Raw genomic sequence first — 24,929 nt, 5'->3', positions numbered from 1 at the left:
GTACCTACAGCAGAGGGCTGAGGGCCAGCAGCAGGATCCCGCCGAGCACCGCGGTCACCGGCGCTGTGACCAGCCAGGTGACGAGGATTTCCCGCAGCGGGATCAAGCGCACGGTGGAAAAGCGCTGGTTGGTGCCGGCACCGACGATGGCCGATGTCATGGTCTGGGTGCTCGAGAGCGGGATGTGCAGCCAGAGTGCACCCAGGAAGAGCATGGTGGAGCTGACCGCCTGGGCGCTCATGCCGCGCAGCGGGTCCATCCGCACCAGCCGGTAGCCCAGCGTGTGCGTGATCCGCCAGCCGCCGAAGAGCGTGCCGCCGGCCAGGGCAAGCGCTGCGAACAGCTGTACCCAGAGGGGGATGTCTGTCTCCGGCGTCTGGCCGGCCGCCAGCAGGGCGAGCACCACAACGGCCATGGTCCGCTGCCCGTCCTGGATGCCGTGGCCCAGGGAGAAGGCGGAAGTGAAAACGGACTGCGCTATCCGGTTTCCGGCGTCGCCGCGGCGCGGAGAGCTGTAACGCATAAGCCAGGTTGCCGGAAAAACCAGCAGATACGCCAGCGCGAAGGCGATCACGGGGGAGAGCAGCAGCGGCAGGGCCAGCTGCTCCCAGATCAACCGGTTGGACTCCGCGATGTTCTGTCCGCCCACCAGGGTCGAAGCCGCTCCGGAACCCACCAGTCCGCCGACCAGCGCATGGGTGGATGAGGACGGCATCCGCCGCCACCAGGTCCACACACCCCAGCCGCAGGCCGCCAGCAGCCCGGCAACCAGGATGCCCAGCCCCTCCGGCCCGGCCGGGAGATCCACAAACCGCACGGTCAGTGCAACGGCCAGGGCGGTGCTGACCAGGGCGCCCAGGAGATTGAAGGCGGCGGCCAGCAGAATCGCCACAGTGGGGGTCAGGGCGCGGGTACGGACAGAGGTGGCCACCGAGTTGGAGGCGTCATGGAAGCCGTTCAGGAAGGCATAGGCTCCGGCGAGCAGGACGACGCCGGCCAGGAGGAAGGTGGCCACGCTAGGATTCCCGGACGAGGATGCCGCCCACAAAGGTGGCTGCACGGCGGAGCTGGGCGGTGGTTCCCGATAGCTGGTCGGCCAGGTCCCGGTGCCGGGCATAGGCCATCGGCTTGTACTCCCGCATCAGTTCCGCCACCCAGATCCGGCGGGACCGCTCGGCCCGCCGGGCCAGGCGGAGCATCTCGATCCAGTACTCTTCCAGATCCTCCAGCGAGGCAAGCCGGCGCATGGCGGAGGCGGTGAGTTCAGCCTGCCGGCCGATGACCTCCAGCTGCTCGGAAGCGCGGCGGGAAACGCCGGTGAGTTTATAGAGGGCAATGGTTTCCGCTGAGGCATCCAGGCATTCCATCGCGGACATCAGGACCAGGGACAGTTCGTACAGGTCTTCACGGGGAAGGGGATTGATGAAGCTGGTCCGCATCTGCGTCATGAGTGCAAAATGCAGGTCGGTGGTTTCGGCATCAATCTGATGCAGCTGCTCGGTCAGCCGGTCGAATTCCTCCGGGTCCGCTCCGAGGATCTCCGCCAGCACCGCGGTGCCGCGCAGCAACTGTGATGCCATGCGGGAGAGCAGCTCAAGGCCTGCATTTTCCTGGGGGAAGAGGTGAAGCTTCACGCTGTGCGCAACGCAGGGGCAGGAGGACTATCGAAGGTTCTCACAGCCCCAAGAATATCCGATGGCGGCAGCGGCCGTAGGGAACTCGGGGGATAGGTACCGCAGATTGCGGTGGAAAAGTAGCGGTGCCGGACCGGGAGCGCCTCTCGGCGGAAGGCCGCTCGAAGCGGCTCAGAGTTGAAGCCCGGGGGTTCCGCAGTCCGACACCAATTTCAGTTTTCTACGCTCTGCCGGTGATGTCAACACGGCCGCACCGACAGCTGCGGGACTGTGGGGAGCGACACTATGTGTTCCGCCACCGCATGTTCTGCCACTGTGCGTGCCGCCACCGGCCGGCGTTAGTCGAGCTCGCCGCGCCGCCAGGCGGCTGCGGAGTGCTCCAGGTCCTCGGCCGTGTGTACCAGCTGGCGCGCATTGCGGGTCAGGAGGGTGGCGCGGTCCCCGTTGGAGGCATCGGAGGAGTCGGCGTGGTTGGCCTGGCCCAGGGCGACCACCCGGCAGAACGCGGCGAAACGCTCCAGCGCGACGTCGAAGTCACCCTCGAAGGCGCCGGAAAGGATGGTGTCTGCCATGGTCCGCACTTCGTCCGCCCCCAGCGGTTCGGCCACTCCGGCGACCACCTTCGATACCTGTGCAACGTCCTTGCCTGCAGCGTAGAACGAAGCGATCCGTTCCGGGTTCCGCTGGATGGAGGCCCGCAGGGCATAGAGGCGCCAGAGTGCGCCGGGCAGGGACCGGGCGGGACTTTCGGCCCACATCTCGGCCACCGCTTCCACTCCCTGCTGATCGGTCAGTTCCACCAAACGGCGGGTGACCTCCGGGTCGGTGCTTTGGCGGCCGTGATGGACCAGTGCCTGGGCAGCCAGATGGGCTGCCTCCGAAACGCGTGCCGGATCGGCACCGCCGGGGAAATTGGCGAAGTCCACGGGTGCAAGAGGCTTTGGCTTGTGATGGCGCGGCGTTGAATTGGACTCACTCATATTGGAAGAATACTCCGGGATCTGTGCGGAATCGAGGCGGTCTCCGGGGCGCCGGGGCGTGCGGAGGGGCAGGTGTTTTCCACGATCTGTGTGGTGTGCGATAAAGTGGGACAGTCGGTCCGAACGCTGTGAAAAGCCGCGGCCCGTGGAGCGCCTATAGCTCAGTTGGTAGAGCAACGTCCTTTTAAGTCGTGGGTCGCAGGTTCGAGCCCTGCTGGGCGCACCAAAATAAGAATGGCTTGCCTTCATTGAAGGCAAGCCATTCCTGTTTCTCCAGCGCCGCTCCGGTTACCCGGCGGCTTCTTCCGCACGTGCCGGTTTCGGAACCGGACGACGGCGGGTGGTATCGAATTTCATCAACTTGTGGGTGCCGTCGCAATACGGTTTGATCGCCGAGCCGCCGCAGCGGCACAGGGCCACCGTTTCCCGGTCCCGGGGCACGGGAACCCCGTCCGGAGTGACGATTTCAAAATCGCCTCGGACCAGCAGGGGACCGTTGGGGCAGGCCACGATGGACGCCGGAGCGTTGCCTTCCCGGTGCTGCCAGGTGTCCGCGCCGGCCTCCGGCTCGACGGACCCGGCCTCCGGCATCCCCTCGGGCATGCTGCCTTCTTCCTCTGCGCCGGCGGCGGGGACCGTCACGCTGTCACTCCGCCGGCAGCGGCTGTGGCTGCCAGTGCTGCTTCGGCGGTGCCGCCGTCGTTTCCGAGGGGTGCGAGCAGTGCGGACTCGCCCGCCTGCCAGGCACGAAGCTGCTCTTCGCCCAGCAGGGCGTCGATGGCCAGGACCGTCGCAGCGCCGAAAATGACGTCTGCCAGCAGATCAGGTTCCGCTTCGGCCAGGCCGCCGGCCAGGTCCCGGGCGGCAATCTGTTCGTGCACGGCATCCGCTTCCACGTGCTCGTCGAAGTAATAGGTGACATCGTCAGTGAAGCCGTGCCGGCGGAACCCGCGGGCGTAGAACGAGTTGGGAATGGAAGACGTCATCTCGAACGCGGCCAGGTGTCCGGCAATGGCGCCGCGCAGCCTGCGGTTCAGTCCGAAGAGGGACATGGCGTTGGAGGAAGCGAGGGTCAGGGCGGGAACCTGGTCAATGTAATACCCGTAGCCGGAATCCAGGCCAAGGCCTTCCATGGTGGTGCCGAACAGCTTCGAGTGCATCCGTTCGACGCGCCCGCCGCCGTACTCATCGGCCTGGATTTCGATCAACGCTGCCTTTGCCCGGCCCACCGGCAGGCGGGGAATGGCCCAGCTGTGCGGATCCGCTTCCTTCAACTGGTAGACCGAGCGCAGGATCAGGAACTCCCGCAGCTGCTCAACGCTCGCCTTGCCGGCGACATAGCGGGAGACGCTGGCACCGTCGTCGTCGGCTGCCAGGCGGAAGAGCGTCTCCGCGACGGCTTCGCTGTCCGGGGCAGGCAACTCGGGGACGGGCACCGTCCGGCGCAGCAGGTTTTCGAACGCCGCTTCCAGGCGTGCCCGCACGCGGATCAGCTCGGGGTCCCACTCGGCTGCGTCCTCGACTCCGTCCAGCCCGCTGTAGTGGAGCTCGTACAGGCAGAACAATGCCAGCTGGAGGTCCTCGTCACGCAGCAGGTCCGGGGTGGCTGCAAGCGCTTCGTCCACCAGCAGGTTCAAGGAGCCATAGGCGTTGGCATGTCCTGAACCGCCGCGGTTCTGGAGGAGGTCAATCAAAGTGGCGCTGACGCGCCCTCTCGGGGCGGGAATCTTCATTGCTTTCCTTACAGGGCGCTTTTTTCGGCGGGGTTTTGGAACGAATCCACACGTCAGCATACTTGTTATGGTCTTCAGGAACCGTTTTGCGGGGCGGGCAGGGCCGGCATTGACCTTTGCCGCGGGGTTCGGTGCAATGGAGGCAGCAGGCGCTACGAGGGGGAGGAACAGTTATGGCCGGGTCGGGTTTGTCGATGGCTCTTCCGGTGCTGCTGGTGCTGCTTGTATTGGTTGGCGGTGCTGTCGGCATTGACCGGTCCCTTCGGACCCGGGACGGGGAAGGCCTTTTCTGGACCGGCTTAACCGCTTTCCTGGCAGTTCTCCTGACGGCTGCGTGGGCGTTGACCACCACGTCGGCCGTCGCCGTCGGCTCGGTTGTGGTGGCAGGCAGTATCGCTGCGTCGTTCTGGGTAGGGAGACGGTACCGGCGTCGTCGGCGGGACACACAAAACCGGCAGCTTGAGGCTGCAGTGGATGCCGCGGCAAGCCGCCACCGGGAGGTCCTGTCCCGATGGAGTGCTTATGAACTGGATCCCTGGCTCGCGGCGCAGCACCCGCAGATGCTGGACGTCCGCACGCCGGAAACGCGGAATTTCATCCGGGCGTTGAAGGTTGCTGAGCAACTGCGCCCGGAAGCAGGAAGTCCAACTGAGGCGGCGGCCTACACCGAGGCAGTCACAAAACTGGAAGACTCGCTTCGCCGTGCGGAAGAAGCGGCCGGCGGCGGGCGCGCGGCCTGACACGGGAGCGCTGGACCGCCGCTGAATTGCGTGGCAGTCTCGGCCCATGACTAGCAAAGACATCAGCGTCTCGCGCAATGACGGGCTGGACCGGTATGAACTGCGGCTGGACGGCACACTCGTGGGGGTTGCCGAATACCAGGTGGAACCAGCCTCTGTTGCGCTCACCCACACGAATATGGAACCGGACTTCCGGCACCAGGGCTACTCGTCCCGGCTGGCGCGGTTCGCGGTCGAGGACATCATTAGCGGTGGGCGGAGAATCAAGCCGTACTGCAGCTACATGGCCGCCTACCTCCGCAAGCACCCGGAATACAGCCACCACGTTTCCTGGCCCCAGGAATGAGCTCCTGATGCAGTGCCGGCGATGCCGCCGGGCGGCCGTGCGCGCAGCTGCGGCAGTGCGGTGCGGTGCCGTGCGGTGTGGTGAGCTGGCGGTGCGTTAATTGAAGCTGGCTTCCCGCTCTGCATATGGGGGGAACGCAGAAGGGGAAGCCAGTTCCAACAGTATAATTCCATTTGTCCGGGGAAATCCAATCGAGGGGGCCAAAATTGGCGGTGTCTGCCAGGTCTTTCCAAAATTGGCGCTCCGCAGTGGCTCCGGGCGAATCGAACGCTGAACTCTGCCGCCGGACGGGCATCAAGCGCTCCACCCTCGGCCAGCAGATAGTCCGGGGCAAGGTTTCGGAGATTACCGTGGTCCGGGTGGCCCGGGCATACGGGAAGAATCCGGTTGAAGCCCTCTCGGATTTCGAGGAGTATTCGGATCTGCTCGGCGGGCCCTGGCGTCCTTCCCCGGCGGAACTGATCAGCCAGGTCTCCTATATCTGCATCCTGCAGGTGATCCTGGCCAGGGCCACTTCCAGCGGAGCGCCGCAGCGTCCGGACCTGGATAAGCATCCGCACCAGAATGCGATCCGCTCGTGGTTCGAAGCAGTGGATCCCGGCGACCTGCGCCAACGCCTGAGTACCAAGACCGGCGTTGCACCCCAGAATATTTCGGCCCAGCTTTCCGCCGGACGCCTGGCGCCCGAATTGGCCGTGGAGGCCGCCCGGATTGCGGGCGCTTCGCTGCCGGGCGGCTTGGTGGCCACGAAGCTGGTCACCCCGGGCGAGGCAGGCTGGCCCCGGAACGGCCAACAGGAAGCGCTGGCTGCGCTCACCGATTCCGAACTCTTGTTCCTTGCCCGTGACCGCTTGGACGGGGTGGGAAAGCAACTAAGGAAGTTTGAACACGACGTGGAAAATGATCTAACGCTCTTGGAGAACCTGGGATGAGTATTACCTCCGCCTTTCAATTCGGGGCGCTGGTCGCTGCGGCTGTTTTTACCTTGATTCGGCTGCCGCCGGCAATGAAGGGCCGCAATCCGGTGCTCTTCTGGGGACTGGCCGCCACCACCGTTGGAGTGGCGCTAAGTATTCCCTCGATTTACTTACCGGTGGACGCGTTGCTGGGCGGAGAAAACCGGGCCAACCTGATTCTCCGTTATGCCACTTACGCTGTCGTGACCCTTATTGGCAGCAGCGCCGCGGCGGCGTTCCGTGCACCCATGGCGCGAAGCATGATTGTGGGACTACCCGGACTGTCAGTGCTGGCTGCGACGGTCATTGCCACCACCGTGCTGTTCAGCATGTGCGACATGCCGGTCTCTTCGCCGGGCCTTAACGGCTACATGAACCAGGAATCCGTCTGGGCGTACGCCGTGATCGGACGCCTCTACCCCGCCTACGTGGCCGCCTGCCTGATTATCCCGGCGTTTCGGGTGGCAGCGACCGTACGACGGCCCGTACTCCTGCGGATCGGCTCCGCCCTGATCGGCCTTGCGCTGGCCGAAAATCTTATCTGGTCGGCACTGTGGGTCACCGGGCAGCAGACGGGCGTATGGGACTACATCCTGCCCCATTCCTCGGTTATTGTGCTCGCGGCGGGACTTGGTTCGGTGGCCCTCTACGGGCTCGCCTTGAAACAGCGGAAAAAGCAAAGCCTACTGACTTCCAACTACATAAGGTGACAATTAGATAAACGTGTTCACGTTTTCATGTTTGTGTGCCAGAATAATGAATATGTAACGTCCGCTGCCTGTGGGGGGTCAGCGTGAAGTTACAACGAAGCCAGCGGCACTGCCGTTGGCTTCGTCATTTCCGGGAAAGCCCGGTACTGAAAGCAAGGGCGGGACATTCATGGAACGGATGAGTGCCCCGCCGCTTGCCTGGACTGCCTAGGTCGCGTCCAGATCCGTCTCCAGAATCTTCGCCAGCTCTTCCAGGGCGGCCTCCGCCCCCTCATCGTCCGAGCGCAGCACCACCACATCTCCGTGCGATGCGCCCAGGCTCATCAGGGAGAGCATGCTCGAGGCGTCCATCGCCTCTTCGGCCGGATCCCCTTCCATCGCAATGGTTACTTCAACGGGCGCTGCCGCTGCCGCTTCCGCGAAGATCGATGCCGGCCGGGCGTGGAGTCCTACCCGGCTGGCCACTGTGGCTTTGCGTTCTGCCATTTCTCGTTCCTTCCGTGGTTTGCGCTGCTCAAAGGCCAAGCTGTTCGAGGATGGGCAGCCGGCTGTGCACAATGGTCTGCGCATCGGCGGCGGAGTGTGCCGCCAGCGCCCTCGCGGCGAGTTCCTTGGCCTGCTCCAGCGTCACCGAACCCAGGACAGCCCCGACGCCGGCCAGCGCCCGGGGAGTCATCGACAGCGTGTTCACCCCCATACCGGCGAGGACGACGGCGAGTGCGGGGTCCGCGGCTGCCTCGCCGCAGACGCCCACGGTCCTGGCTCCGGCAGCCGGCTCGAGGGCCGTGGCGCGCGCGGCCCCGGCAACGGTGGCGGAAATCAGCTGAAGGACGGCCGGCTGCCACGGGTCGTTAAGCGATGCCAGCGAACCGAGTTGCCGGTCCGAGGCCATGGTGTACTGCGTGAGGTCGTTGGTGCCCAGACTGGCAAACCGCACCCGCGAGAGGATGGCTTCGGACATGATTGCCGCTGCCGGCACCTCCACCATCACTCCCGGCATACCCAGCCCCGCTCCTGCGCACATAACGGCGAAGTCGGCGGCCTCCTCGGCGGTGGAGATCATCGGTGCCATCACCCAGACATCGGCAGCGGAGGCGCCGGCGGCCGCGGCGATAGCCTCCAGCTGGCGGGCCAGGACGCCGGGGGTGGTCCGGTCCGTCCGGAATCCGCGTACCCCCAGTGCCGGGTTCGGTTCCGATGCGTCCGTCAGGAACGGCAGCGGCTTGTCAGCACCGGCATCGAGGGTCCGGATAACCACCTTCCGGCCCGGAAACGCTTCGAAGACCGCCCCGTAGGCAGCAACCTGTTCCTCGATGGTGGGTTCCGCATCGCGGCCCAGGAAACAAAACTCGGTACGGAGCAGGCCGATTCCCTCGGCGCCGGCCTCCGCGGCGGCCCGGGCGTCCTTCCCCGAACCCACATTGGCCAGCAACGGCACCAGGAAACCGTCAGAGGTCGAGCCCGTGCCGTTGAATACCGGGAGCGAGGAGCGTGAGGCGTATTTATGCGCCGCTTCCCGTTCCTCGTTGCCGGGTTCCACCACCACGGTGCCGGCAGTGCCGTCGAGATAGATTTCGGCCCCGTCAGGGACCTCGTCAGCGCCGGGCGCCCCGACCACGGCGGGCAGGCCTAGGGACCGGGCGAGAATGGCGGTATGGGACTGCGGCCCGCCCTCGCTGGTGACCAACCCGATCACCATGGCCGGGTCCAAGGTCGCAGTATCGGCAGGTGCCAGTTCCACCGCCGTGAGGATGAAAGGAACGTCGGAGGCCGGAATCCCCGGTGCGGGCAGTCCGTTGAGTTCGGCCACAATCCGGGCCCGGACATCAAGCACGTCCTGCGTCCGCTCGGCCATATAGCCACCCAGGCTTTGGAGCATGGCGGCTACCTCCATGCCCGCTTCCCAGATGGCCCGGTCCGTCGCCATGCCGGCGTTGATGTGTTTGCCCGCGGCTTTGAGCAGCATGGGATCGGAGGCCATCATGGCCGTGGCATCCAGCACCGCCTTGGCGTCTCCCGAGGCGGTTTCCGCCCGGCGCTTGAGATCTTCCCGAACTGCTTCGGCGGCATCCTTGAGGCGGGTTTTCTCCCCGTCCACGGTGCTGCCCGGAGCCGGCTTCGCGTCGGCGTCGGGTTCGGGCACGGGGGGAGGCATTCGGAGCGAGGGGCCGAGGACACGTCCGGTGCTGACTCCGATTCCCTGGATGGTCCGCATTATCTAAGCCTTCCTTTCATCGACGGAGCCTTACGCAATGGCCGGTTCCTCCGCTTTCTTCCGGGGCTTCACATACCGTTTGAGGGCCACATAGACGAACCCGGTGACGGCCGCGCCGGCCAGGATGGCAACAATGAACATCAGGAGGTTGCCGATGGCGAAGAAGACGAAGATCCCTCCGTGCGGTGCCTGAGAGGTTACCCCGGTTCCCAGGCAGATGGCACCGGCCACCGCCCCGCCCAGCATGGTGGAGGGAATGACCCGGAAGAAGTCGGAGGCGGCAAACGGGATGGCACCCTCAGAGATGAAGGCCGCACCCAGCAGCCACGCCGCCTTGCCGTTCTCCCGCAGGGCCATGCTGAACTGGTTTTTCGCCAGCACTGTTGAGGCAAAGGCCATGCCCAGCGGCGGGACCATGCCGGCGGCCATGACCGCTGCCATGATTTCCCAGGGCACCTGGTTCTCGAAACTGCCTTCCCCAAGTCCTGCGACCGCGAAGGCGTAGGCAACCTTGTTGATCGGACCGCCCAGGTCCGAGCCCATCATCAGGCCGAGGATGATGCCCAGTCCGATGGCCGCAACACCGGTGAGGCCGGTCAGCCAGTTGTTCAGTCCCTGGGTCAAGGCGGCTATGGGTCCGCCAAGGACCAGCATCATCAGGCCGGAGGCTATGATCGACGCCAAAAGGGGAATGATGACCACAGGCATCAGGCCCCGCATCCACGATGGAACGTTCCAGGAGCCGATCCACCGGGCCGCGTAGCCGGCCAGCAGGCCGCCGATAATGCCGCCGATAAAGCCGGCATCCATAAACACCGCCACGGCTCCCGCGGTGAAGCCCGGTGCAATGCCCGGGCGGTCGGCGAGGGCATAGGCAATGTACCCGGCCAGGGCCGGTACCAGGAAGCCCATGGAGAGGGAACCGATCTTCCAGAACACGGCCCCGAGATAGGCGATGACGCCTTCGGGCGGTGGATTCAGGATCGAGGTGCCGTCCAGCATCCGGTCGCCGTTGGCGACGTCGTCGACCGAGAGCGCGAGTTCGTAACCGCCCAGCAGGAAACCGAGGGCAATCAGCAGGCCGCCGCCGGCGACGAACGGAATCATGTAGCTGACACCGGTCAGCAGCGCCCGCTTGAGCTGCCCGCCGAATCCTTCCCCGCCGGATCCGGAGCCGCCTTCATTCTCGTCTCCGCCTCCGCCGCCGCCCGACACCCGCCGGGCATTCGGGTCATTGACCGCGTTGAGGGCTTCATCGATCATGACGCCCGGCTCGTCGATCCCGCGTTTCACGGGTCCGCTGATCACCGGTTTTCCGGCGAAGCGCCCCTTGTCCCGGACGTCGACGTCGACGGCAAAAATAACCGCTTCCGCGTTGCGGATCACTGTGGGGTCCAGCGGAGTGGACTTGGCGGATCCCTGCGTTTCCACCTGCAGGTCGACGCCGCGCTCGGCCGCCGCTGCGGCCAGGGAGTCAGCCGCCATGTAAGTGTGCGCAATGCCGGTGGGGCACGCGGTGACGGCAACCAGGTGACGGGACCTGGAGGTGTCCGTTTCGGTGGCTCCGGTGCCGCCGGCGGACGCGGGAGCATCGGCTCCGTGTCCGCCGTCGCCGGTTCCATCCGGTTGCCTGCCGCCGCTGGAGCCGACGTTGCTGCCGGCCGCCGTCGCACCCGCCGCACCCGCTGCACCCACGGCTGTGGCGCCGGTAGTCGTGCCGGCCGCAGCGGCACCGCCCGAACCGGCTGCGCTTCCGGAGCCCTCCGGTACGGGACCGAGCCCGAGGGCCCCGTCAACGAGTTCCACGATCTGGACCGGCGACGTGGCCGAACGCAGGGAAGCGGTGAAGTCCTTACGGATGAGGGACCGGGCCAGCTTGGCGAGCAGTTGCAGGTGCTCCTGGTCCGCTCCCTCCGGTGCGGCGATAAAAAAGACGATATCGGCGGGACCGTCCTTGGCTCCCCAATCCACGGCAGGGCGGATCCGTGCCATGGCAAGGGTCGGCTGGGTGACCGCCGCGGACCGGCAGTGCGGGATGGCAATGCCGCCCGGCACGCCGGTGGCGGTCTTCGACTCGCGGGCCATCCCGTCTGCGTAGAGGTCCTCGTAGCTGGTGGCGCGGCCCGCAGCTACCACCCCCCGCGCCAGATGGCCTATAACCGTGCCTTTGTCCGTGCCGAGATTCTCGTCCAAAGTGACCAGATCCGGCGTAATGAGGTCCGACATCAGCTTTCCTCCTTTGATGACGACGACGGTGAAGCGGTGGCGCTTCCGGTACCTGCAGATCTGTGCGGGGCTGCAGGTCCCCGCGGTACGCCGCCGGTACCGTTTAGGGCAGTGACCGTTACAGCTCCCGGATCAGTTGCTGCCAGGGCGGGAACGGTGGTTCCGGGAAGGGACGCCGCGGCGGCCCCGTGGGCCACGGCCTGGCGCAGGCAGTCCGGCGGCGCTGCACCGGCAACCTCGGCCAGCAGGTATCCGGCCAGGGCTGAATCCCCAGCGCCCACCGTCGAACGGGCCTGCACCGGCGGCCGGGTGGCCAACCAGCTTCCGTTGGCCGTGACCAGAAGGGCGCCCTTGGCGCCGAGGGTGGCAAGCACCGCGCCGACGCCGCGTTCAATCAACATCCCCGCCGCCCGCGCCGCCAGCAGGGGGTCTGCTTCCAATGCCCCTTCAGAGGAAAATCCAGTGGCCTCGGAAAGTTCCTGTGCGTTGGGTTTGAGCAGGTCCGGCGCTGCTCCGTGGAGCAGGGCGCCCATTAGGGGCGGGCCGGAGGAATCGATGGCTATGCGCGGAGCTCCGGCCCCGAGCCGCTCCCTCACAGCGTGGGCCACTGATGCGTAGAAGTCCGGCGGCACCTCCGGCGGCAGTGAGCCGGCCAGCACCAACCACGAACCCTGCCCTGCACCCCCGGCCGTGCAGGCCCCCACCAGCAGAGCGATAAGGGCTTCCTGTTCCACCGGCTTCAGCGGGGGACCGGGCGCATTGACCTTGGTGGTGGTGCCGTCCGGCTCCGTGAGTGTGATGTTGCTGCGCAGCGGTGCCTCGATGGGCAGGTTCAGGTACTCGACTCCTGCCTGCCGCAGTCCGGCCATCACCGGATCGCTGTCGGCGCCGGGAAGGACAGCAACGGACCGGACGCCGGAGACAGTCAGGGCCCGGGACACGTTGACGCCTTTCCCGCCGGGTTCTTCTCCGGCGGAAACGGCCCGCTGGACCGCGCCCCGCTCCAACATGCCGGGGAGCTGAACGGTGCGGTCAAGGCTGGGATTAGCGGTAAGGGTGAGGATCATGAAGGGGATCCGTCCAGGCCGTGCCTGACAGGGCCGGCCGGTGTTGGGAGGAGAACGGCTTGCCGGTGCGGTTCCCGGTGTTTTTGGCGGCTTGTTCTTTGGCGGCTTCTACACATGCACACCCGCGATCTGTGGCAACCGCCACTGTTTATGCGCTGATGCGACTTTACGTTTGGTGCACCACCCGTGGCAATGGCAGCCGGTCGGCACCGCGTCGGCGGCATGCAAACCGGGGCGCGGCGCTAGGCTGATCCGATGGAAAACGTGACGTGGTCCGCGCGTGTCGACCGACGCCGGGGACGCGAACTGGTGGTCCTGCTGCACGGCTACGGATCCGGCGAGCAGGCAATGGAACGGCTTTTCATCGCCTTACCGGAATCTGCGGTGGGGGCTGCCGTCCGGGGACCGTTGGACGTGGGCGGAGCCAGCGGGTGGTTCCTGCTGGACCCGCTGTTGAATTCGGATACCACCGAGGTCTTGGAAGCGGCGCTCTCGCTGCTGGCCTGGCTGGACCGGGCACGGACGGAATACGGGTTCACCGGAATCACGCTGGCGGGCTTCTCCCAAGGCATGGCCATGGCCGGGACACTGCTGCGGCTGAGGCCGCGGGACTTCCGTGCCGTTGTAGGCCTTTCCGGCTTTATCGCCCGCAATGAGCTCCTGGCCGCCAGTGAACCGCTGCCCGTCCGGGTGCCGTTCTTTTGGGGCCGGGACCGCCAGGACTGGGTCATCAATGCCGACGCCGTGAATTACACCGCGCAGTGGCTTGAGGAGAATGTGGCGCTGACGGCACGGACCTATTCCGGAATGGGACATTCCATCGGTGCGGACGAGATCTCCGATGTGGCGGTTTTCCTCCGCCGGTACCTTGCCTCCGACACGCCGTAGAGGACAATGGGTGGAAATGGGGCCATACGCCCGCAGTACCTAACACAGTTCCGGACGAATGGAAATCTGCTGCGGACTACGTGCTAAGTAAGCTGATCAAGTAGTCTGGAGGAAAGCGTGGCTCATAAGGCCGTGCTCTAAATCACTGTCACTCACACAGCAAGGAGAATCTAATGAGTTTCATTGCGTTCCTTATCCTGGGTCTCATCGCAGGTGCAATTGCAAAGATGGTCCTCCCGGGTCGTCAGGGCGGCGGCTGGATTGCCACTCTGGTTCTGGGTGTAATCGGCGCCCTTCTGGGCGGCTGGCTCGGCGGTCTTCTGTTCAACGTCAGCCTCGAAGAGTTCTGGTCCATCCAGACCTGGCTCGTGGCCATCGTCGGCGCAATTGTCGTCCTCGTGATCTACGGCTTCGTAACCCGCAAGAGCGGCAACCGCGCCTAGTGCGCTGATGCGCCGCTGACGCGGCGTGTTGATTTAGAGGGCGGGGCCCCGGCGGAATCTTCCGCCGGACCCCGCCCTTTGCTTTAGGTAAAACCCGTTGGTGTTGAAGTAATACCGTAGGTGTGAAGCCTGTACCGGATTTCCCCAAGGAGAGTTCTGTGAAGCGACGTAAGTTCAATCCCGCAGCCAAACTGGCCGGACGAGCCACGATGGGCGCGGACGGCAAGCCCAAGCCGCAGGTCGTGAAGGCCATCGAGCGTGCGGTGGAAGTGCAGCGGCCCCTGGTGCTGGCGAACATCCGCAGGATGCAGCGCAGGAACCCGTCCGCCAACGCCGCCGAACTGATCAGCGTCCTGGACCGGCACTACCTCAACGCGGTGACCGGCGGCGGCGCAGCCATCGGTGCCACCGCCGTGGTTCCGGGCGTGGGAACCGTCGCGGCGCTTGGCCTGTCGGCAGCAGCGACGGTCGGTTTCCTCGAAGCCACAGCCCTGTACGCACAGTCGGTGGCTGAACTGCACGGTGTCCGGCTGGCCGATCCGGAGAAGTCCCGGACCATGGTTATGGCCATCATGCTGGGCGAGGAAGGGACGTCCATGATGCAGTCCCTTTCCGGCCGCGGAACCGCGCAGGCCTGGGGCAGCAGCATGGGCAGCATGCCTTCGGGCCTGATGGGCTCGGTGGGTGGCAGCATCCGCAAGCAGTTCCTCAAGCGGGTCATGGCACGCCAGGGCACTGCACTGCTGGGACGCGCCCTGCCGCTGGGTGTGGGCGCCGTCGTCGGCGGCGTGGGCAACCGCGCCATGGGCAAGGGTGTCATCAACGCCACCCGGACCGCGTTCGGTGAGCCGCCGACGTCGATCCCCGGACAGCTCGCAGGAGAACTGGACCAGCTGGATAAGTCCGCCTAGGAAACCTCCGCAGGAACAGGGAAAGGCCCGTCGGCATTGAGCCGGCGGGCCTTTCCGTTTGTTTACTGCTTTTAGCCGAACACGGCCGTAGCGATGGTGAAGATCGCCAGCCCGGCGAGCGATCCGACCACCGTGCCGTTGATCCGGATGAACTGCAGGTCCTTGCCGACCTGCAGCTCGATCTTCTCCGAGGTTTCCTTCGCGTCCCAGTGTTCCACCGTCTCGGTGATGACGGCGGCAATATCGTTGCTGTAGGTGCGGACCAGGTAGCCCGCTGCGTCCGCCACGTAGCCGTTCACCTTCGCCGCGAGTTCCGGTTCATTGATCAGGCGCGTGCCGAAGTCCTGCAGTGCCGACTTGAAGTTGCGCGTAAGTTCGCTGTCCGGGTCATCGGCAGCCGTCATCAGCGCGTTCTTGATGGTGGTCCATGTGGAGGTCATCAACTCGCGCACGCGCGGGTCGTCCAGGACCTGCTCCTTGACCGCGTCGGCCTTGGCCATGGTCTTGGGATCCTCCTGCAGGTCCCTGGCCACTCCGGTGAGGTAGTTGTCCAGCGCCACGCGCAGCTGGTGGTTGGGGTTTTCCTGCACATCGAACAGGAACCGCTCGGCCTGGATCTGGACACGCTCGCCCACCAGGTCATCCACGAAGGCGGGAACCCACGACGGCGACCGCTCGGTTACCAGCCGGCTGATTACTTCAGGGTTGGCCAGCACCCAGTCCGCGAGGCTGTCCACCACCAGGTCCACCAGCTGGTGGTGGTGGCCCTCCTCGAAGATCCGCTGGGCCATTTTTCCGGCCGGCGGTCCCCACTGCGGATCCACCACGTGGCGGCGGAACATTGACTCCAGGACGTCCCGGACGGCGTCGTCATCGAGTACCCGGAGCGCTCCGCGGATTGCTGCGGCACCCTCGGTGGCCACGCGTTCGGCTCCCTCGGGGCGGGCCAGCCAGGTGCCCGCCTTCGCAGCGACCTGCATGGAGTCGAGCTTGGCCCGGATGATGTCTTCGGCCAGGAAGTTCTCCTCCACGAACTGGCCCAGGGATGCCCCGATCTGGTCCTTCTTCTCCGGGATGATGGCCGTGTGCGGGATCTTCACCCCCATTGGATGCTTGAACAGGGCGGTTACCGCGAACCAGTCGGCAAGGGCGCCTACCATGCCGCCCTCCGCGGCGGCGCGGACGTATTCCAGCCACGGGTACCTGTCCTGCAGGGCGAAGGAAAAGAGGAAGATGACCGCCAGGAGGATCAGCAGCCCGGTGGCCAGCATCTTCATGCGCCGCAGGGCATAGGCACGCTGCTCGTCGGTAGGCTGGGCAGCCACGCTCACGCGTGCACCTCCTTTGCGGAAAAGGACATCTTCGAGGTTGACGCGTGTTTCAATACCGCTCCCTTATCCAGTGCCGGTCCCGCTGCCGCTCCGCTGTAAGGAACTTCTGCGCGGGACACCACCAATCTAATCAGTGATTGCCGCGGCTGCGCTACGAACCGAAGCGTCCGGGCCGGCACCGTGTGGTTGAGTAGTGCCATGGCATCCCCCATAGAGGATTATGCGCTGGTTTCGGACCTGCATACCGGAGCCCTCATTTCCCGGAGCGGCAGCATGGACTGGCTCTGCCTGCCGCGGTTCGATTCACCGTCGGTCTTCGGGGCACTGCTTGGGAACAGCGATCACGGCAGGTGGCTGCTGGCACCGGAACATGCTTCCGCGACCGTTACGCACCGCGGCTACATTGAGACCACCTTCGTGCTCCGCACGCACTGGCACACGCCCACGGGGGCGGTCCGGGTCACGGATTTCATGCCGGTGAAGGACCGGCGTGCATCCCTGGTGCGCCGGATCGAGGGCCTGAGCGGCAGCGTCGACATGAGGCAGGAACTGAAAATCCGCTTCAGCTACGGCACGGTCATTCCCTGGGTCTTCCGCGGCTGGGACGACGCCGGCGAACACCTTTCGGCCATCGCCGGGCCCGGAGCGCTGGTGCTGCGCGGTCCCAACCTGCCCATTGCGGAGAACCATAGCCATGTGGGGCGCTTTGCGGTCCGGGCCGGGGAATGCGTGGACCTGGAACTCACGTGGTATCCCTCGCACCGGCCCGTGCCGCCCCGGCGGGATGTGGAGGCCGCCCTGGTGAAGACCACGGCCTACTGGCAGGACTGGGGGCGGCGCTGCCCCCGGGACGTCCCCTATGAACAGGCGGTACGCCGGTCTTTGCTGGTCCTGCGGGCCCTGACCCACGAGGACACCGGTGGAATTGTTGCCGCTCCCACCACGTCGCTGCCTGAAAAGGCCGGCGGGGACCGGAACTGGGACTACCGGTACTGCTGGCTGCGGGATGCGGCCCTGACGCTTGAAGCGATGTTGACCCACGGCTACGAGGATGAGGCCCTTCACTGGCGCAGCTGGCTGCTGCGCGCCGTCGCCGGGGATCCGGAGGACCTGCAGATCATGTACGCAGTGGACGGCGGCCGGGAGCTGCCCGAGCAGATCCTCCCGCAGTTTCCGGGCTATGCCTCAGCTGCGCCCGTGCGCATCGGAAACGGGGCCGTCGGGCAGTACCAGGCCGACGTCGTGGGTGAAGTGATGGTGGCGCTGGATAAGCTGCGGGACCTGGGCGTCCCGGAAGACCACTTTTCCTGGCCCCTGCAGCGGGCACTGCTGACCTTCCTGGAAAAACACCTGGAGGAACCGGACCGCGGCATCTGGGAGATGCGGGGAGAGCCCCGGCACTTCACCCACTCGCGGGTCATGATGTGGGCTGCTTTCGACCGGGCGGCCAAGGCGGCCCGGACCTACGGCCTGGACGGACCGGTGGAGGTGTGGGAAGGCCTGCGGGACGGGCTTCGTGACGAGGTGATGGAGCGGGGCTGGGACCCCGCCCTGAACTCCTTCACGCAGTTCTACGGCAGCGGCACCGTGGATGCGGCCCTGCTCCAGTTGCCGCACGTGGGTTTCATAGCCTATGACGACGAAAGGATGCTGGGTACGGTTTCCCGGCTGGAAAAGGAGCTGCTCAACGGCTCCGGACTCCTGCTGCGCTACTCCACCGAGTCCGGGGTGGACGGATTGTCTGCCGGGGAGAATCCGTTCCTGGCATGCAGCTTCTGGCTGGTGGAGCAGTACGCCCACAGCGGCCGGCTGCCCCAGGCACGGCGGCTGATGGACCAGCTGGTGGGATACGCCAACGAGCTCGGACTCCTCAGCGAGGAATATGATGCAGACAACGGCACGATGGCCGGGAACTTCCCGCAGGCGTTTTCCCACCTGGCCTTGGTCCGCGCAGCTGACGCAATCGCCGTCGCGGTAGCCGGCCAGACCTCGCCGCCGCCCCCGAGGGCAGTCCCCACAACCGAAGGAACCCGATGAACCGACAGACGCTTTCAGCGGTGGCCATGGCGGCCCTGCTGGCCACCAGCGCCGTCAACCACTTCCGCAACCCGCGCTTCTACAATGCAGTGGTCCCGCGCAGCATCAGCACGGATACCGACGGGAAGTTCGGGGTGCTGACCCGGCGGCAGTGGACGCACGTCAGCGGAGTAATCGAGTTTGCGGCGGCGGCCGGACTGCTTCTGCCGGGTACCCGGCGGCTGGCGGCAACGGGTACCGCAGCCATGTATGTTGCTTTCATTTCAGGGCATATAACTGCGCTGCAGCGTGCCTTCGGCCCCCGCGGCGGGAACAAGGAGAAGCTGATCCACAGCCTGCGCCTGCCGCTTCAGCTGCCGCTGATCCTCTGGGCGTGGAATCTGCGGAAATAGCCAATGGCCACCAGGCTCCTGCTGCTTTCCGACACTCACCTGCCCAAACGGGCCAAGGTGCTGCCCGACGTCCTCTGGGCGGATATTGAAGCCGCCGACATTGTTGTCCACGCGGGCGATTGGGTGAACGAGGAACTGCTTGATGAGCTCCAGTCCCGCTCCCGGCAACTGATTGCCTGTTACGGCAACAACGACGGCGCCGGACTGCGTGCCCGGCTGCCGCTGGTGGCCCGGGCGGTGGTCGAGGGGGTCCGGCTCGCCGTCGTACATGAGACCGGCCCCTCCCTGAAGCGTGAAGCACGCATGGATGCCCAGTTCCCGGACACGGACCTGCTGGTCTTCGGGCACAGCCACATCCCCTGGGACTCGGTGACGCCGGCCGGCATGCGCCTGCTGAATCCCGGGTCCCCTACGGACCGGCGCAGGCAGCCGTTCTGCACCTACCTGCGCCTGGAGATTGACGGGGTAACAGTAACGCCCGATCTCCGGCGGCTTCCACCGCGGGAGATCGGGCGTTCCTGAGCACCCGGCTCCGGGCGCCGGCCGGACGGGTCAGTCTCCTCGAGGCGCGCGACCATTCCCGGCAGCCATCCGCCATAGCGGTCTCCGATAAAAACCCGCAGCACCCCGCACAGCAGGCCGCCAACTTGGCAGCGGGGATTGGCAAACGGTTGCCATTAAGTTGCTCCTGCACCATGATCTGGTCATGGTTGATTCCGGTGAAGTGATGGGGCGGCTCCCTACCATCCGAGATATCGCTGCACGTGCCGGTGTTGCTGTTTCCACCGTTTCCCGGGCGTTGTCCAATCCTGCTCGGGTGAGCACTCGAACGAGAGAGAAGATCGAACGGATCGCTGCAGAGCTCGAGTACGTTCCGAGTACGCAGGCGCGCAGCCTGAGTTCAGGTAGAACCGGCACCGTAGCCCTGCTGGTGCCGGACGTCACGAACCCTTTCTACTTCGACATCGTCCGCGGTACGCAAGCCCAATTGAAAGCTGGGGGATATACGCAGCTGCTCGTCGATACCGAAGAGGCGACGGATGTCGAACTTCAGACACTGCAACGCCTGCGGCGCAGTACAGACGGCATTATTCTTGCGGCTTCGCGCTTAACTGATCAGCAGCTGACCGGCGTGGCCCATCAGCACCCGTTGGTGACGATCAATCGACCATCCGCTGATGCGCCCACCGTCTTGCTCGATACCGCGGAGGTCATGGTTCAGGCCATTGATCATCTTGCTTCTTTGGGGCACACGTCCGTCGCATATGCAGCAGGCCCAGTCAGTTCATGGTCAAACCATCGTCGATGGCATGCGATCGAGCAGGCAGCTTTGAAGCGGAACATGGTGCCCCACAGGCTTGGACCATATGCCCCAAAGCGCTCGTCCGGTGCCGCCGCAGCCGACGCTGCACTGGGCGCGAAAGTCACTGCCGTCATCGCCTTCAATGACCTGTTGGCCATCGGAATGCTGCAGCGTCTGGCGGAACGTGGAGTGGGCGTGCCGCGAGATATCAGCCTCGTTGGATGTGACGACATCTTCGGTGCAGACTTCTGCAACCCGCCGTTGACTACTATCTCCTGTCCCATCGAGCAGGCCGGGCGAGTGGCCGTCTCGATGCTCATGGCTCAGCTGAATCCCCTTGCCGGCAGTACGCTTCGCAAGATGGCCAAAATCCCAGGTCACCTTGTCATTCGGTCATCCACCGGCGACGCCAGGCAGGAAGCATAGACACAAGCTTCAGCGATGATCATGGCAACAAATGGCAAACGGTTGCATTCCGATACGGGGGGTCTCTAGCCTCTAGAGGAACTGGGTTTGTGAGAACCGTCACTCAGAAGTGGTGAGGTCCCAAACCATTGGTAGAAGGAATCTGGACAATGACGTTGAGAAAACCTGTTCTCGCAATTGCCGCTATCGCTTCGCTCACCTTGGCTGCATGTTCCTCGAATAACACCTCTACGGAGGGCGAAGGAACACAGGCCCAGACCCTGACCCTTGGCATCATTGGCGAACCTCGCTCGTGGGATCCCGCCCAAGCACATGTCGGCCACGTGCTGCAGCCCTACCAGGTCACATACGATTCCCTGCTGCTGAGGGAGCCCGACGGTTCCCTGAGTCCGATGTTGGCTACGGAATGGGAGTACAACCAGGAAAACACTGTTCTTACCGTCGATCTGCGGACCGATGTCACCTTCAGCGACGGTGAAAAGTTCGATGCCGCAGCGGCGAAGGCAAACCTGGATCATTTCAAGCAGGCCAACGGCCCGCAGATGAACCAACTCCGCGCAGTCGAGGCGGTGGAGGCTGTCGATGCCGACACGATCACAATCACGTTGACTGCCGCCGATCCTTCACTGGAGTTCTATCTCAGCCAGGCAGCCGGCTTGATGGGAAGCCCGAATGCACTTGGCTCGGAAGGCATCTCGACTGTCCCCGTCGGCAGTGGCCCCTACGTCATGGACGAGGCTTCGTCAGTCGCGGGTTCACAACTTGTGTTCACCGCCCGCGAGGACTACTGGAACAAGGATCTGCAGAAATTTTCGAGTGTCACTCTGAAGACGCTCACGGATATTACCGCCCGTACCAATGCTGTGGTCTCAGGACAGGTTGACGCAGCAATCCTTGACCCGAAAGCCGGGCAGCAAGCTGAAGCCGCCGGGTTGGAACTCGTGTCGAACCAAGTGGATTGGACGGGTCTGCTGCTGATGGACCGTGGCGGAGAAGTGATTGCGCCGCTGGCTGATGTCCGTGTCCGTCAGGCCATCAACTACGCGTTCGACCGCGAAACCATTCTGGAACAGGTGCGGCTGGGCCGCGGAACCGTGACCAGCCAGCCGTTCGGACCTGACAGTGGAGCGTGGGTTGAGGAACTCGAAGACACCTATACCTACGATCCGGAGAAAGCCAAGGAGCTTCTGGCTGAGGCAGGCCACAGCAGCGGTCTAACTATTGACATCCCTGCGCTGGCTGCCGAAGAACCAACTCTTCAGGCGATCCTCAAGCAGCAACTCGCTGATGTCGGAATCACTCTCAATATTGGTGCGCCCATAACCAGCACGTTCACCGCTGACGTCGCTGCCAAGAAGTTCCCGATTATTCAGTACAACCTGTTCCAGGGTGAACCGTGGGTGGCCATCAATCAGCTGATCTCCACCCAGGCGCTCTATAACCCCTTCAAAACGACCACTCCAGAGTTGCAGGCGATGATCGACGAGGTTCAGACAGCCGGTACCGAAGCCGGGGCGAAGGCGCAGGAAGTGAACCGGTACGTGGTTGAGAACGCCTGGTTCGCACCTCTCTTCCGCATCGACCAAATGTATTACCACAACGCGAAGATCACGGTGGAGCCCCAGGTGCAGCAAGCGGTTCCCTCTATCTACAACTACGCACCCGCCAACTAGCAGTCACCGGTGGGCGGCACCAACAAGGTGCCGCCCACCGAACGTATTCTGCACATCCTCAGGAGTTAGCCGATGATGTCGTTCATCCTGAAGCGGTTGGCCAATGGCCTCGCCGTGCTATTCGCCGTCTCGGCGCTCACCTTCTTCCTCCTCTACTTCTCCAGCGGATCAATCGCCCGGAACATCGTTGGTGATCAAGCCAGCCCTGAACAGGTAGCCGCCAAGGAAGTGGAGCTTGGCTTGGACCAACCCATTGTGATCCGGTACTTCTCCTGGCTCGGTTCCGCGCTAACGGGAGATCTGGGAAACTCCTGGTTCAGCTCGCAACCGGTAACCCAGGCACTCTCAACACGGGTTCCAGTCACCATGGCCATGGTGTTCACTGCCATGATTCTCATTGCGCTCCTGGCAGCGCTCGTGGGCGTCATCGCAGCAGTCAGGCGCGGCTGGGTCGATAGGATCGTCCAGATCGCAGCGGTGGTCGGCGACGCCATCCCCGGCTTTGTCATCGGTATCCTGCTCGTCACGTTCTTCGCGATCCAACTCGGATTGTTCCCGGCGACCAGCACCATCTCGCCAGGCGCGAACGCCAACGCGTGGCTGATCTCCCTGACACTTCCCGTGATCGCCCTTGTCCTCAACGGCGTCACCGGCGGAGCCCAGCAGATTCGCTCCGCCGTCATCAAGCAACTCGAGCGCGACTACGTCCGCACCCTCCGCAGCCGGGGGATAGGGGAAAAGGAAATCCTCTTCAGGCACGTCCTGCGCAGCGCTGCTCCTGCCGGTTTGACGGTGCTTAGCCTGCAGCTGATCGGCATGCTCGGCGGGGTCGTCATCATCGAGTCGATCTTCGCCCTTCCGGGCCTCGGTCCGCTCGCCGTTCTCTCCACGGCCCAGGGCGATCTGCCCGTGGTCATGGGTGTCGTCATTTACACCGTCGCCGTCGTCATCGTCGTCAACCTCATCGTCGACCTCCTGAACGGCTGGCTCAACCCCAAGGTGCGTGTCTCATGACGCAGGCAGCTGATATTCCTCCAAACAATCCTGCGAAAGGACAATCCGGCTCCCTCGTCCAGTCGAGTCCTCTTCGCCGGCTGTTTAAGAATCCAATGGGCATCCTCTCCATCGGGGTTCTGGCCGTCATCGTCCTGCTGGCTCTGCTGGCTCCCGTACTCGCCCCTTTCGATGAGAATTTCGCGAACATCGGGAAGACGCTCTCTTCCGCGGATGGTGTCAACATCCTGGGGACTGACGGTGCAGGCCGCGATGTCTGGAGCCGGCTTCTTTACGGGGCCCAGCTGACCCTGTCATCTGCACTCCTGTGCGCCGTGGTGGCAATAGCGATCGGTCTTCCTTCCGGCCTTATTGCCGGGTACTACGGCGGGACCTTCGACACGATGTCGAATTGGACGGCTTCGGTCCTCATGAGTCTTCCCGGCCTGATCGTGCTCCTGGTCGTTCGAGCAGCCTTTGGACCTTCGGTTTGGATCGCGATGATCGCCTTCGGCATTCTGATCAGCCCCAGCTATTTCCGTTTAACCCGCAGCGCGGTGCAGGCGGTTCGCGACGAGCTTTACGTCGACGCTGCCCGGGTCTCGGGCGTCTCCGACCGAAGTATCATCGGCCGTCACGTCTTTTCGGTAGTCCGCGCCCCGATCATCATTCAGACAGCAGCTGTGTGCGGCGTAGCCATCGCCGTTCAGTCAGGGCTTGAGTTCCTCGGGCTGGGGGATCCTTCAAAAGCAACCTGGGGCGTCATGCTTAGCGAGGGATTCAGGAACATTTACCTGACACCTTCGCTCCTGCTCTGGCCAAGCCTGGCAATCGGCCTGACCATCGGCGCGCTCGTCCTGCTCGGTAACGCGGTGCGCGACGCACTTGAGGACCAGGAAAAGACCCGGAGGGTCAAACTTGCGACCACCGGCGATCCCGCCACCACGGGTGCGATCGGAGCGACCTCAGTCGGCACCAGCGCCAGCCCCGTCAAAGTCCCTAAGGCCCGTCGTACGCCCAAATCCATTCCCCCTGTGGAGGCAGGCACTGAACACCACCTCGTTAAGGTGTCCCATCTGGGAATCGGTTACCCCCAGGCCGATGGGTCCATAAAAAAAGTTGTTGACGATGTCTCGTTCCACGTCGACCGAGGCGAGATTCTGGGCGTGGTCGGGGAGTCAGGCTCCGGAAAGTCCCAAACGGCTTTCTCGGTTCTTGGACTGCTCCCCGACACCGCGCGGATCGTCGCAGGCTCGATTCAGTTTGATGGGTCCTACACGGTGCCTCCGGCGAGCGATCACGTGGACCAGCGACAGCTTGCAGCCCTTAGGGGGAAGCGCATCGGATACATCCCGCAGGAACCGATGAGCAACCTTGATCCGGCCTTCACCATCGGTTACCAGCTCGTTACACCCATGAGGCGGGTTCTGGGCTTATCGAAGAGAGCTGCAAAAGACCGTGCCCTGAAGCTCCTTGCTGACGTCGGGATCCCGAACCCTGCACGTACCTTCGCCGCCTACCCCCATCAGGTTTCCGGAGGCATGGCCCAGCGCGTTCTCATCGCGGGAGCCATCAGCTGCGATCCGGACTTGATCATTGCCGATGAACCGACCACGGCACTCGACGTGACGATTCAGGCCGAGGTACTGGACCTGATCCGGGAACTCCAGCAGCGTCTTGAGGTCGGTGTCCTACTGGTCACCCACAACTTCGGCGTCGTAGCAGATTTATGCGACCGCGTAGTCGTCATGCAGGACGGCCGTGTGGTCGAAGAAGGGCCCGTCCGCCAGATTCTTCGCTCTCCCCAGCACCCGTACACCCAAATGCTGCTGTCGGCCATGCTCGAGGGGAAGGAACCCCTGTCGCGGCTTAGCGCCCCAATAGTGCCGACTGCACACGCCAATGATCAGGAGGTTACGCGGTGA

At 64.4% G+C, this 24,929-nt stretch carries 24 protein-coding genes and 1 tRNA gene; 15 read left to right on the top strand and 10 right to left on the bottom strand.

What is annotated here, in order from left to right:
- Window positions 1-4: 4 nt before the first annotated feature.
- The 3 genes from LOC60_RS11160 to LOC60_RS11150 form a co-directional block, all read right to left on the bottom strand.
- A complete protein-coding gene (locus LOC60_RS11160; protein ID WP_230025185.1) occupies window positions 5-1,015 on the bottom strand; it encodes an inorganic phosphate transporter in 1,011 nt (336 codons plus the stop codon).
- Between the two features lies 1 nt (window position 1,016).
- A complete protein-coding gene (locus LOC60_RS11155; protein WP_230025183.1) occupies window positions 1,017-1,634 on the bottom strand; it encodes a DUF47 domain-containing protein in 618 nt (205 codons plus the stop codon).
- Between the two features lie 338 nt (window positions 1,635-1,972).
- Entirely contained in the window at window positions 1,973-2,614 is a 642-nt protein-coding gene (locus tag LOC60_RS11150; RefSeq protein ID WP_230025181.1) for a hypothetical protein, read from the bottom strand.
- 150 nt (window positions 2,615-2,764) lie between these two features.
- Here LOC60_RS11150 and LOC60_RS11145 point away from each other — a divergent pair.
- Window positions 2,765-2,840: transfer RNA gene (locus LOC60_RS11145), tRNA-Lys, on the top strand.
- A gap of 62 nt (window positions 2,841-2,902) precedes the next feature.
- On the opposite strand, the gene LOC60_RS11140 is transcribed toward LOC60_RS11145, so the two are convergent.
- Both LOC60_RS11140 and LOC60_RS11135 read right to left on the bottom strand, forming a co-directional pair.
- Window positions 2,903-3,256, bottom strand: a complete 354-nt coding sequence (locus tag LOC60_RS11140) for a CDGSH iron-sulfur domain-containing protein (protein WP_442860407.1) — start codon at window positions 3,254-3,256, stop codon at window positions 2,903-2,905.
- A complete protein-coding gene (locus LOC60_RS11135; RefSeq protein WP_230025179.1) occupies window positions 3,253-4,347 on the bottom strand; it encodes an iron-containing redox enzyme family protein in 1,095 nt (364 codons plus the stop codon). Before LOC60_RS11135 ends, LOC60_RS11140 begins: the two co-directional genes overlap by 4 nt.
- 173 nt (window positions 4,348-4,520) lie before the next feature.
- Between LOC60_RS11135 and LOC60_RS11130 the strand changes: the two genes are divergently transcribed.
- The 4 genes from LOC60_RS11130 (at window position 4,521) to LOC60_RS11115 (ending at window position 7,099) form a co-directional block, all read left to right on the top strand.
- Window positions 4,521-5,087: a hypothetical protein gene (locus tag LOC60_RS11130; RefSeq protein ID WP_230025177.1), complete on the top strand. Its 567-nt coding sequence runs from the start codon at window positions 4,521-4,523 to the stop codon at window positions 5,085-5,087.
- 46 nt (window positions 5,088-5,133) lie between these two features.
- On the top strand, window positions 5,134-5,433 hold the full coding sequence (locus LOC60_RS11125; RefSeq protein ID WP_230025175.1) for a GNAT family N-acetyltransferase: 300 nt from the start codon (window positions 5,134-5,136) through the stop codon (window positions 5,431-5,433).
- Between the two features lie 248 nt (window positions 5,434-5,681).
- Window positions 5,682-6,365 (top strand): hypothetical protein, encoded by a 684-nt coding sequence (locus LOC60_RS11120; protein ID WP_230025173.1) that lies wholly within the window; start codon window positions 5,682-5,684, stop codon window positions 6,363-6,365.
- Window positions 6,362-7,099, top strand: coding sequence for a hypothetical protein (locus LOC60_RS11115; protein ID WP_230025171.1), 738 nt, complete (start codon window positions 6,362-6,364; stop codon window positions 7,097-7,099). Before LOC60_RS11120 ends, LOC60_RS11115 begins: the two co-directional genes overlap by 4 nt.
- Window positions 7,100-7,306: 207 nt before the next feature.
- Here the strand turns inward: LOC60_RS11115 and LOC60_RS11110 are convergent, their stop codons facing one another.
- Genes LOC60_RS11110 through LOC60_RS11095 form a run of 4 tightly spaced genes read right to left on the bottom strand, consistent with a single transcriptional unit; the run spans window position 7,307 to window position 12,607 of the window.
- Complete coding sequence (locus LOC60_RS11110; RefSeq protein ID WP_230025169.1) at window positions 7,307-7,585, bottom strand: HPr family phosphocarrier protein; 279 nt, start codon at window positions 7,583-7,585, stop codon at window positions 7,307-7,309.
- A gap of 28 nt (window positions 7,586-7,613) precedes the next feature.
- On the bottom strand, window positions 7,614-9,314 hold the full coding sequence (gene ptsP, locus LOC60_RS11105; protein ID WP_230025167.1) for a phosphoenolpyruvate--protein phosphotransferase: 1,701 nt from the start codon (window positions 9,312-9,314) through the stop codon (window positions 7,614-7,616).
- 30 nt (window positions 9,315-9,344) lie between these two features.
- Entirely contained in the window at window positions 9,345-11,540 is a 2,196-nt protein-coding gene (locus tag LOC60_RS11100; RefSeq protein ID WP_230025165.1) for a PTS fructose transporter subunit IIABC, read from the bottom strand.
- A complete protein-coding gene (locus tag LOC60_RS11095) occupies window positions 11,540-12,607 on the bottom strand; it encodes a 1-phosphofructokinase family hexose kinase (RefSeq protein ID WP_230025163.1) in 1,068 nt (355 codons plus the stop codon). Before LOC60_RS11095 ends, LOC60_RS11100 begins: the two co-directional genes overlap by 1 nt.
- Before the next feature lie 255 nt (window positions 12,608-12,862).
- Here LOC60_RS11095 and LOC60_RS11090 point away from each other — a divergent pair, with 255 nt between their 5' ends.
- The 3 genes from LOC60_RS11090 to LOC60_RS11080 all read left to right on the top strand — a co-directional run bounded on the left by LOC60_RS11090 (window position 12,863) and on the right by LOC60_RS11080 (window position 14,849).
- Window positions 12,863-13,495, top strand: coding sequence for an alpha/beta hydrolase (locus LOC60_RS11090; protein ID WP_230025161.1), 633 nt, complete (start codon window positions 12,863-12,865; stop codon window positions 13,493-13,495).
- A gap of 173 nt (window positions 13,496-13,668) precedes the next feature.
- Window positions 13,669-13,938, top strand: a complete 270-nt coding sequence (locus tag LOC60_RS11085) for a GlsB/YeaQ/YmgE family stress response membrane protein (RefSeq protein WP_230025159.1) — start codon at window positions 13,669-13,671, stop codon at window positions 13,936-13,938.
- 158 nt (window positions 13,939-14,096) lie between these two features.
- A complete protein-coding gene (locus LOC60_RS11080; RefSeq protein ID WP_442860406.1) occupies window positions 14,097-14,849 on the top strand; it encodes a hypothetical protein in 753 nt (250 codons plus the stop codon).
- Between the two features lie 71 nt (window positions 14,850-14,920).
- Here LOC60_RS11080 and LOC60_RS11075 read toward each other — a convergent pair whose 3' ends face one another.
- Window positions 14,921-16,180 carry a DUF445 domain-containing protein gene (locus LOC60_RS11075; protein ID WP_442860405.1) on the bottom strand — a complete coding sequence of 420 codons (1,260 nt, stop codon included), beginning with the start codon at window positions 16,178-16,180 and terminating at the stop codon, window positions 14,921-14,923.
- Between the two features lie 180 nt (window positions 16,181-16,360).
- On the opposite strand from LOC60_RS11075, the gene LOC60_RS11070 reads away from it, so the two are divergent.
- The 7 genes from LOC60_RS11070 to LOC60_RS11040 all read left to right on the top strand — a co-directional run bounded on the left by LOC60_RS11070 (window position 16,361) and on the right by LOC60_RS11040 (window position 24,929).
- Window positions 16,361-18,217, top strand: coding sequence for a glycoside hydrolase family 15 protein (locus tag LOC60_RS11070; RefSeq protein WP_331460811.1), 1,857 nt, complete (start codon window positions 16,361-16,363; stop codon window positions 18,215-18,217).
- Window positions 18,214-18,609 (top strand): DoxX family protein, encoded by a 396-nt coding sequence (locus LOC60_RS11065; RefSeq protein WP_230025155.1) that lies wholly within the window; start codon window positions 18,214-18,216, stop codon window positions 18,607-18,609. The genes LOC60_RS11070 and LOC60_RS11065 overlap by 4 nt, the downstream gene beginning before the upstream one ends.
- A gap of 3 nt (window positions 18,610-18,612) precedes the next feature.
- Entirely contained in the window at window positions 18,613-19,131 is a 519-nt protein-coding gene (locus LOC60_RS11060) for a metallophosphoesterase family protein (RefSeq protein ID WP_230025153.1), read from the top strand.
- 184 nt (window positions 19,132-19,315) lie between these two features.
- A complete protein-coding gene (locus LOC60_RS11055; protein ID WP_230025151.1) occupies window positions 19,316-20,338 on the top strand; it encodes a LacI family DNA-binding transcriptional regulator in 1,023 nt (340 codons plus the stop codon).
- 149 nt (window positions 20,339-20,487) lie between these two features.
- The gene (locus tag LOC60_RS11050) at window positions 20,488-22,011 is read left to right on the top strand and encodes an ABC transporter substrate-binding protein (RefSeq protein WP_230025149.1); all 1,524 of its coding nucleotides are present in this window, start codon (window positions 20,488-20,490) and stop codon (window positions 22,009-22,011) included.
- 72 nt (window positions 22,012-22,083) lie between these two features.
- Window positions 22,084-23,025 carry an ABC transporter permease gene (locus tag LOC60_RS11045; RefSeq protein ID WP_230025147.1) on the top strand — a complete coding sequence of 314 codons (942 nt, stop codon included), beginning with the start codon at window positions 22,084-22,086 and terminating at the stop codon, window positions 23,023-23,025.
- Window positions 23,022-24,929, top strand: coding sequence for a dipeptide/oligopeptide/nickel ABC transporter permease/ATP-binding protein (locus LOC60_RS11040; protein ID WP_230025145.1), 1,908 nt, complete (start codon window positions 23,022-23,024; stop codon window positions 24,927-24,929). Before LOC60_RS11045 ends, LOC60_RS11040 begins: the two co-directional genes overlap by 4 nt.

The sequence above is a fragment of the Arthrobacter sp. zg-Y769 genome (genome assembly GCF_020907405.1).
In the GTDB taxonomy this organism is placed as follows: domain Bacteria; phylum Actinomycetota; class Actinomycetes; order Actinomycetales; family Micrococcaceae; genus Arthrobacter_B.
Note: the sequence above shows the minus strand (reverse complement) of the source record. Positions and strands in the feature narration are given on the sequence as shown.

Bases quoted from the DNA above. Each gene is read 5' to 3' on its own strand.
- LOC60_RS11150 (WP_230025181.1), bottom strand. From the start codon at position 2,614: ATGAGTGAGTCCAATTCAACGCCGCGCCATCACAAGCCAAAGCCTCTT.
- LOC60_RS11135 (WP_230025179.1), bottom strand. From the start codon at position 4,347: ATGAAGATTCCCGCCCCGAGAGGGCGCGTCAGCGCCACTTTGATTGAC.
- LOC60_RS11130 (WP_230025177.1), top strand. From the start codon at position 4,521: ATGGCCGGGTCGGGTTTGTCGATGGCTCTTCCGGTGCTGCTGGTGCTG.
- LOC60_RS11125 (WP_230025175.1), top strand. From the start codon at position 5,134: ATGACTAGCAAAGACATCAGCGTCTCGCGCAATGACGGGCTGGACCGG.
- LOC60_RS11115 (WP_230025171.1), top strand. From the start codon at position 6,362: ATGAGTATTACCTCCGCCTTTCAATTCGGGGCGCTGGTCGCTGCGGCT.
- LOC60_RS11110 (WP_230025169.1), bottom strand. From the start codon at position 7,585: ATGGCAGAACGCAAAGCCACAGTGGCCAGCCGGGTAGGACTCCACGCC.
- ptsP (WP_230025167.1), bottom strand. From the start codon at position 9,314: ATGCGGACCATCCAGGGAATCGGAGTCAGCACCGGACGTGTCCTCGGC.
- LOC60_RS11100 (WP_230025165.1), bottom strand. From the start codon at position 11,540: ATGTCGGACCTCATTACGCCGGATCTGGTCACTTTGGACGAGAATCTC.
- LOC60_RS11095 (WP_230025163.1), bottom strand. From the start codon at position 12,607: ATGATCCTCACCCTTACCGCTAATCCCAGCCTTGACCGCACCGTTCAG.
- LOC60_RS11090 (WP_230025161.1), top strand. From the start codon at position 12,863: ATGGAAAACGTGACGTGGTCCGCGCGTGTCGACCGACGCCGGGGACGC.
- LOC60_RS11085 (WP_230025159.1), top strand. From the start codon at position 13,669: ATGAGTTTCATTGCGTTCCTTATCCTGGGTCTCATCGCAGGTGCAATT.
- LOC60_RS11065 (WP_230025155.1), top strand. From the start codon at position 18,214: ATGAACCGACAGACGCTTTCAGCGGTGGCCATGGCGGCCCTGCTGGCC.
- LOC60_RS11060 (WP_230025153.1), top strand. From the start codon at position 18,613: ATGGCCACCAGGCTCCTGCTGCTTTCCGACACTCACCTGCCCAAACGG.
- LOC60_RS11055 (WP_230025151.1), top strand. From the start codon at position 19,316: ATGGTTGATTCCGGTGAAGTGATGGGGCGGCTCCCTACCATCCGAGAT.
- LOC60_RS11050 (WP_230025149.1), top strand. From the start codon at position 20,488: ATGACGTTGAGAAAACCTGTTCTCGCAATTGCCGCTATCGCTTCGCTC.
- LOC60_RS11045 (WP_230025147.1), top strand. From the start codon at position 22,084: ATGATGTCGTTCATCCTGAAGCGGTTGGCCAATGGCCTCGCCGTGCTA.
- LOC60_RS11040 (WP_230025145.1), top strand. From the start codon at position 23,022: ATGACGCAGGCAGCTGATATTCCTCCAAACAATCCTGCGAAAGGACAA.